The 7178-nt window shown below is 37.4% G+C and carries 10 protein-coding genes and 1 pseudogene; 3 read left to right on the plus strand and 8 right to left on the minus strand.

The window, feature by feature from the left end:
- Window positions 1-332: 332 nt before the first annotated feature.
- The 7 genes from SAGCYANO_RS19350 to SAGCYANO_RS19385 form a co-directional block, all read right to left on the minus strand.
- The gene (locus tag SAGCYANO_RS19350; RefSeq protein WP_202221556.1) at window positions 333-1628 is read right to left on the minus strand and encodes a dihydroorotase; all 1296 of its coding nucleotides are present in this window, start codon (window positions 1626-1628) and stop codon (window positions 333-335) included.
- Between the two features lie 375 nt (window positions 1629-2003).
- A complete protein-coding gene (locus tag SAGCYANO_RS19355) occupies window positions 2004-2165 on the minus strand; it encodes a hypothetical protein (RefSeq protein ID WP_202221557.1) in 162 nt (53 codons plus the stop codon).
- Entirely contained in the window at window positions 2137-2334 is a 198-nt protein-coding gene (locus SAGCYANO_RS50490; protein ID WP_202221558.1) for an IS200/IS605 family accessory protein TnpB-related protein, read from the minus strand. Before SAGCYANO_RS50490 ends, SAGCYANO_RS19355 begins: the two co-directional genes overlap by 29 nt.
- Window positions 2335-2502: 168 nt before the next feature.
- Window positions 2503-2880 (minus strand): hypothetical protein, encoded by a 378-nt coding sequence (locus SAGCYANO_RS19370; RefSeq protein WP_237396364.1) that lies wholly within the window; start codon window positions 2878-2880, stop codon window positions 2503-2505.
- A 68-nt stretch (window positions 2881-2948) separates the two neighbouring features.
- Window positions 2949-3128, minus strand: coding sequence for a hypothetical protein (locus SAGCYANO_RS19375; protein ID WP_202221560.1), 180 nt, complete (start codon window positions 3126-3128; stop codon window positions 2949-2951).
- An 88-nt stretch (window positions 3129-3216) separates the two neighbouring features.
- Entirely contained in the window at window positions 3217-3441 is a 225-nt protein-coding gene (locus tag SAGCYANO_RS19380; protein ID WP_202221561.1) for a hypothetical protein, read from the minus strand.
- A 155-nt stretch (window positions 3442-3596) separates the two neighbouring features.
- Window positions 3597-3794: a hypothetical protein gene (locus SAGCYANO_RS19385; RefSeq protein ID WP_202221562.1), complete on the minus strand. Its 198-nt coding sequence runs from the start codon at window positions 3792-3794 to the stop codon at window positions 3597-3599.
- Window positions 3795-3937: 143 nt separating this feature from the next.
- On the opposite strand from SAGCYANO_RS19385, the gene SAGCYANO_RS19390 reads away from it, so the two are divergent.
- Entirely contained in the window at window positions 3938-4327 is a 390-nt protein-coding gene (locus tag SAGCYANO_RS19390) for a hypothetical protein (protein WP_202221563.1), read from the plus strand.
- A gap of 222 nt (window positions 4328-4549) precedes the next feature.
- On the opposite strand, the gene SAGCYANO_RS19395 is transcribed toward SAGCYANO_RS19390, so the two are convergent.
- Window positions 4550-5908: a histidine phosphatase family protein gene (locus SAGCYANO_RS19395; protein WP_202221564.1), complete on the minus strand. Its 1359-nt coding sequence runs from the start codon at window positions 5906-5908 to the stop codon at window positions 4550-4552.
- 337 nt (window positions 5909-6245) lie between these two features.
- Here SAGCYANO_RS19395 and SAGCYANO_RS19400 point away from each other — a divergent pair, with 337 nt between their 5' ends.
- Both SAGCYANO_RS19400 and SAGCYANO_RS19405 read left to right on the plus strand, forming a co-directional pair.
- The gene (locus SAGCYANO_RS19400; RefSeq protein ID WP_202221565.1) at window positions 6246-6533 is read left to right on the plus strand and encodes a hypothetical protein; all 288 of its coding nucleotides are present in this window, start codon (window positions 6246-6248) and stop codon (window positions 6531-6533) included.
- Between the two features lie 373 nt (window positions 6534-6906).
- A pseudogene (locus SAGCYANO_RS19405) lies at window positions 6907-7178 on the plus strand (CPBP family intramembrane glutamate endopeptidase); the annotation flags it as partial.

Below are 7178 nucleotides of genomic sequence, written 5' to 3' on the forward strand. Positions count from 1 at the left end.
AGTCAAAGTTAAGACACGACCTACAATTTGTTTATCTAACCAAGGAGTAGGGAACAATTAATAATTAGGGCTTGCTGATTAAATATAAAAGTATTTACAGATAAAGGTTTTAGCCTTTTTTGGGTCGAAAAAAGTATCTGGTTTTCAGCTCTTCACGCTCAAAAAGTTAGTATTTTAGGCGCATAGTTGGGCAGAAAAATCAAGGGACAAAACTTAGCTCCTACTTCCTCGCTTATTCCCATTTCTCCTGTCTCCTGTTTCCTGTCTCCTGCCCTCACCCATAAGACTTTTTCAGCAAACCCTAATTAATAATTAATAATTACCTTTTCTTTTCAATTGGCAAAAGTCAAACTTAAGACACGGCCTACAATTTGTTTTTCTAACCAGGGGGTATTGGCGGAACGAGATTTTAAGGTTTGTCTATCTACTTGCCAAGTTTTTTGAGGGGCAAATAGAGTCAGATCTGCTGCTTTGTTAGGAACAATAGCTCCTAAATTTACTCCTAAACATTTTGCCGGGTTGGTACTCAAAACTCTCCATAAATCCATTGCTGATAATTCTTGTGTTTCTACCAAATTTTGCCATAGTAAAGGTAATGCTATTTCTAGTCCTATGGCTCCTGGGGGTGCTTCATAAAAAGCTACAGTTTTTTCTTCATAACAGTAGGGAGTATGGTCAATAGCTACAACATCCAAAACTCCATCCTTAATACCCTCAATCAAAGCCAAGCGATCGCTAATATTTCCTAAAGGAGGGTCTAAACGTAAATTTGGGTCGTAGGGAAGGAAGGGAGAATTTAAAGTATACTTTCCGTCAATAGCTTGAGTATCTAATAATAGGTGCATCCAAGTTGTACTAGCAGTAATAGGTAAACCCCGACTTTTAGCTACTCTAATCAATTCGACACTCCGAGCAGTGGAAACCCGCATAATATGGACAGGAGTTCCAATAGCATCTACCAATTCCAACACAGCAGCTAAAGCGGAAGTTTCAGCCATAGTCGGAACTCCAGGCAAACCCAAGCGAATAGAATCATACCCCTCTCGCATCACCCCTTTACCTGCCAACCTAGAATTATTGCAACATAAAGCTAGAGGTTTATTCAGAGGTTTGAGATATTCCAAGATTCGTCGTAACAAACCAAGATTTTGTAGAGGCAAACCATCTGCAAATCCGACAACTCCTGTTGCTGCTAATTCTCCCAACTCGGTCATTTGCTCCCCTTGTAAACCTTGGGTAATAGCACCCCAATAATAAAAGATGGGAGTAGGAGCATAATTTTTGGCTAAATTTTGCAACCTGGCCAAACCAGCAGGATTATCTACAGATGGAAAAGTATCGGGCAAAATAGCTAATCTAGTAAAACCCCCTGCTGTAGCTGCTTGAATTAAAGATTCAATAGTTTCTCGTTCCTCAAATCCTGGTTCGCCACTATGAGAATATAAGTCTACTAAACCAGGGCCTAAAATTAGTCCGTGGGAATTTTGAATTTCTGTTTTAGTGGGGAATTCAGAAATTTGTGTCTCGACTGCTGCGATTTTACTATCGATGATTAATACATCAGCAATTCTGTCTGTATTGGAAACTGGGTCTAATATTCGGATTTGTTGGAAAAGTTTGCTGTTCATCTGAGGAAGGTGGTAGGTGTAGAACTGCTCTGATTTGAGAATAATGATTTCTCTTAAAGTCCGATGAAAAAAGACGATCGCCTTTCAGTGTCGGGCAAATATTAAATTATTTCCATCCATCCTCCTCCTTCGTGGAAATTTGCCTTGTGATAGACAAAGTTTTCTTTTGCCTTCTCCAGATAGAGGGAAATAATATAGCACTATAGTTTTAGCTGCACATCTAACTATAGTCCTATGAAAAAAAATTATTACCGTACGAAAAAAACTGTAGAAAATCGTAACAGCTTTTATCTTGATATTGGATTAACCAATACTGGCGCTCTCGGCACAGCTCACTATTCCCTCGGCAGTAAATGCCTCTGGGAATTTCTTATCTTATATTTGAAGACTACCATTGATATCGGCATTAATCACCTTACCAGTTGCACTTCTGAATAAACCACGTTTGACCCGCTTGCCTACATAGTTTTCATGGCATATTGGTTCTTCTAGGTCAATAGCAGATGTTTTACTGGTGTAACAATCTTGCTGTTTCAATGACTTTTACCCCAACCAGTTGACACTTATAAGTTATCTGTTGAATTAACTTAGCGTGAGGTATTTGAGTAAAATTTTGGTTGTTTTTTTTGCCGATATTTGCACCTTGTTTCCAATTATCATTTTTTCCAATGACTACAGTACCAATATTATTTGTGGTTAAATACAAGGGCCACTAAGAAACTGGTGCCCGTGCAAATAATTCTCCACAAAACGATTTCGGTGACAGGTTAACGCCTCAATCTTACGGCTAGTTTTTCTGTTGCCTTTGAGATGACTTTGGTACTTAGCTTTACGCTTGTTATATAATTGATTGACGCTTTTTAGTGGCTTCCCATTAATCAGCAGTGGTTTGACACCAGGCTGGCTTTGTAGATAGAGCGACTATACGGTCAATCCCTAAGTCTATTCCTGCTATATATGTAGACTGTATCCGTGGTTGTTCAGTTTTTTCATACACAACTTCAATTACATAGCAGCCGGTCCCAGGTACTATCCTGACTTCAACTACAGTTTCAACAATTACAGGTATTTTGATATCACTCATTGATAAGTGACAAATACCATCTTTCAAAGGGGCTTTATAAACTGATTCTTTTGAATATATAACTACATTTCTACCTTGAGTTTTATTCTTATACTTTGGTATTTTGGGTTTACCTAAAAACTTTTGTGGATGTGCGCGACCATTCTTTGATTGCCTGAAAATAACCACGCCAAGTTGCAACCAAGCATTTTATTATTTGTTTTGATACCTTAGTTGGTAATGCTCTATAGGCATCGCTATCTTTGGTGGCGTGATATAGCTTGGTTAAATCCAGACTTTTTGAGAAAAGTGAAAAAATGCTGACGACAATAATAATTAGCCAGGTTGTACAAGTTTTTTGATTTAAAGGCTAACTCATCACACACCCGCCAATAGGTATGTGTTAGGTTAATAATATGTCTGTCAACCAGTCGCATTCAGCTGCTATTTTTCATCTTAAGTTATTAGCTATTTAATATTACAACAATGAGTGTAAATTTTACAACTATTTTATACAATTTTCATTCAACAGTTAATCACCCTCCAGTGCGGGAAAAATATTAAATTATTTCCATCCATCCTCCTCCTTCGTGAAAATTTGCCTTGTGATAGACAAAGTTTTCTTTTGCCTTCTCCAGATAGAGAGAAATAGTATGGCGCTATAGTTTTAGCTGCACATCTGACTATAGTCCGATGAAAAAAGGCGATCGCCTTCCAGTGCGGGAAAAATATTAAATTATTTTCATCCATCCTCCTCCTTCGTGAAAATTTGCCTTGTGATAGACAAAGTTTTCTTTTGCCTTCTCCAGATAGAGAAAAATACTATAGCGCTATAGTTTTGGCTCAAAATCTGACAAATATAGTCCGATGAAAAAAAGCGATCGCCCTCCAGTGCCAGATAAATATTAAATTATTTCCATCAATCTTTCATAGCGTGGAAATTTGCCTTGTGATAGACAAAGCTTTTTTTTACCTTTTCCAGATAGAGAGTAATAGTATGGCGCTATAGTTTTAGTTCCACGTCTGAGAAATATAGTTTGAGAAAGTCCAATCAAAAAAGGCGATCGCCCTCCAGTGCCAGGTAAATATTGAATTATTTTCATCTATTCTCCTCCTTCGTGGAAATTTGCCTTGTGATAGACAAAGTTTTCTTTTGCCTTCTCCAGATAGAGAGAAATAATATAGCACTATAGTTTTTACCCAAAATCTCAAAGATACAGTCTCAGGGTAAGTCCGATGAAAAAATATGATTACCTTCTGCCTTCTGCCTTCTCCTTTTTTACTTTCTCCAGATAGAGAAAAATACTATAGCACTATAGTTTTTGGCGTTGGTGAATTTTCATTGGTCGTGGATTGTCATTATTTTTTACGAGGCACAGCAGTGGGAGCATCTTGCTCCCGTGCCAGATATTACTTTTTCCTGTATACCATTACGCGAGTAGGACTACCTAGTTTTGGTTCAAAATCTGACAAATATAGTTTGAGAAAGTCCAATCAAAAAAGGCGATCGCCCTCCAGTGCCAGGTTAAATATTGAATTATTTCCATCAATCTTCCATAGCGTGGAAATTTACCTTCCAATGGAGAAAGCTTGGTTTTATATTCTCCAGATAGAGAGTAATAGTATGGCGCTATAGTTTTGGTTCAAAATCTGACAAATATAGTCCAATCAAAAAAAGCGATCGCCCTCCAGTGCCACACGGCTAGTTCTTTGTTATCAGAGAATATGTACAACTTTATATTTTTGGTTAACTAATTCTAGCAAGATGTAGGAAATTTTAAAGGATACAATTTTTCTAAGGGTGACAATAAATTGACCCCACTCCCCCACTCCCCCACTCCCCCACTCCCTTACTCCACTACAACGCCCCAGCCGCAGTCTTGTCCAAAATACCGCCAGATAAATGAGAAGTAATATTCATGGCCTCCAAAACAGGTTTTCCTTCTGGCCCTTTAGGATAATCAATTACGCTAACTGCCCCATTTCCCTGCTTAAAATTCCAGAAATGTTTAGGTTCCAGACCAAATAATTGACAAAGAATTGCCTTATTTATCGCATCATGGGCAACAACAATACCAACACCAGAAACTGAACGAATAATTTTTTGCCAAGCAATCATTGCTCGTTCCCAAACCTGCTGTAAATTTTCACCTTCTGGCATTTGTACCGTTTCTGGAAATTCTTTCCACTGCTTCAATAAACCAGGAAAACCAGATTCAATTTCCGATTCAAATTTTCCCTCCCAGAGACCGTGACTAATTTCCCATAAACCATCATCTAACTGTAACTCTACATCTGGATGGTGCTGCAAAATAATTTCTGCCGTTTCCTTGGGACGTGACATAGAACTACTCACGGCAAAATCTAGATGTACATCTTTGAGAAACTCGGCGGCTTGGCCAGCTTGAAGGCGACCATTATCATTTAGTGGTACATCAATTTGTCCCTGAAATTTACCATCTCGGTTCCAGTTTGTCTCACCGTGGCGCACCAATAACAACCGAGGTCCTTGATGTTTTTCTCTAGGTTTAGGGAATTTCTCACCAATATGAGTAGTAAGATTCATAGATTCTAACTGAACAGAACCTCCGGATTTATTTTCCTCAGAAAAAGAAGGATAAGGAGGAGTAAAGTTGAGAATGCTAATACCACAATTAGACTGTTGGATAGATTGATAAAAAGATGGTTGTATTTCTAAAGCTGTAGCGATAAGAGAGCGATTAATACCATTGTGAGCCACAACCAAAATAGTTTTATCAATATTTTGACTCAAAGTTTCTTGCCAAAATTGTTTAGCTTGGTCAAACAAAGATAGAACAGGAAAATGCTTAATTTGCCCCTCCGGTGTTGAGACTTCCATATAAAATTCATGGGGAAGTTGACTCCAGATACGATAATCTTCTCCAAATTTATCCTTGACTTCTTCGCGCAACATTCCTTCCCATAAAGGTAAATCTACTTCCCTTAATTTTTCTTTAGTTTGTAACGGGGGGGGAGAATTTAAACAGGAGTGGATAATTTCTGCTGTTTGTTTGGCCCTTTGGAGAGGACTGGTGTAAATAGCATCAAATTTTAGACCTTTGAGAGCTTCACCTACCTGACGGGCAGTATTTATGCCTATGTCTGTAAGAATTGAGACATCAAGACGGCCTTGAATTCGACGTTCAATATTGTAGGTGCTTTGGCCATGGCGCACAAGGATAACACGGGTACTCATGGATAATTTAGATTATAGATTTGCTGGAAACTTGGCAACAGAGAGATTTTACATTGTTTTTGCTACTTAACTTCTGTTGAAAATATCTAGTTGGTCTAGAATTCTATTTGATTAGTCAATTTTTTTGTATAGGAATCTTATTTCAGCCGTAAAAATTGGTAATTTTAGAGGGATATTATCTTTATCTATGACGGATTTAATACCCCACTGTCAAGAGGGATGCTTAAAATTGTTTGGGGTTTGTAGACACGAAGTGGTTTGTCAAAGACTATCCATAAGCAATTTTCCCTTCTTCCTTCTTCCTTCTTCCTTCTTCCTTCTTAAATAGGAGATATTAATGACGATTAAAAGATTAATTTTAAGTATTCTGACTATTGTAGCCATTTCTTTTATTGGTTTTTCTTTATTTAGTAGTGTAACTCAGCCACAAATTCAAAGTCGTCTGGAGTTATATCAGACTAATTTATTGTTGCACGCTGCGGAATGGGAACCTGAAGATTTGGATAGTAAGAATTTTTCTGTAGCTAGTGAAGTTTTGATTGGTAATGATTCTTATGAAGCTGGATTAATACAATACAAAATGCTCGTCAGTCTGCTCAACAGCAACTGGAAAAACAAACTTTAGAGGTGGAAAATTTAGGAGAGGTACAACAGTTAGACAGGAATATAAGTCAGTTAAAAAGTCTGATTAATGAATTTGATATTAATATCGGAATTTTACAGGCACAAAAAATCAAATAGATGATGCTAGGCAAAGTTGGGAAAATTTAACTGAGTCAGAAATAGAAAATCTGTCTTTAGGAGAAACGGCAAAAGTTTTAAGTGAAATTTGGAATAAACCAGCGAAAATTTTACCTGATGCAGAAGCTTTAATTCAGAAAAATTTAGATGGATGGTTTCGTTATCGCGCCTTAAAACAATTATATAAATTACAGGAAAGACAAGAGGTTTTAGTTCTACTAGAAACTCAGGAACAAGAAATAGCTCAACAGGCTGTATTGAAGTTAGCAATTGTTGCTGGTTTGCCGGGAATGGGATTAGTATTCGGAATAGGGTTACTAATATTTTTAGGAGTGCAATGGTTAATCTCTGGTCAAGAATCTTTATTATTAAAAAATGCCAATTTACCTTGGGAAGTAACTTGGGATGGTGAAACAATTTTACAAGTATTTGTAGTTGGATTTTTCTTGGTCGGACAAATTCTGATTCCTTTGGGATTAGATATTTTTAAAGGTTTTACAAATTGGCAACCTGCATTGATGGGAGTGCG

The organism is Okeania sp. KiyG1 (assembly GCF_014132355.1).
Taxonomy (GTDB): domain Bacteria; phylum Cyanobacteriota; class Cyanobacteriia; order Cyanobacteriales; family Microcoleaceae; genus Okeania.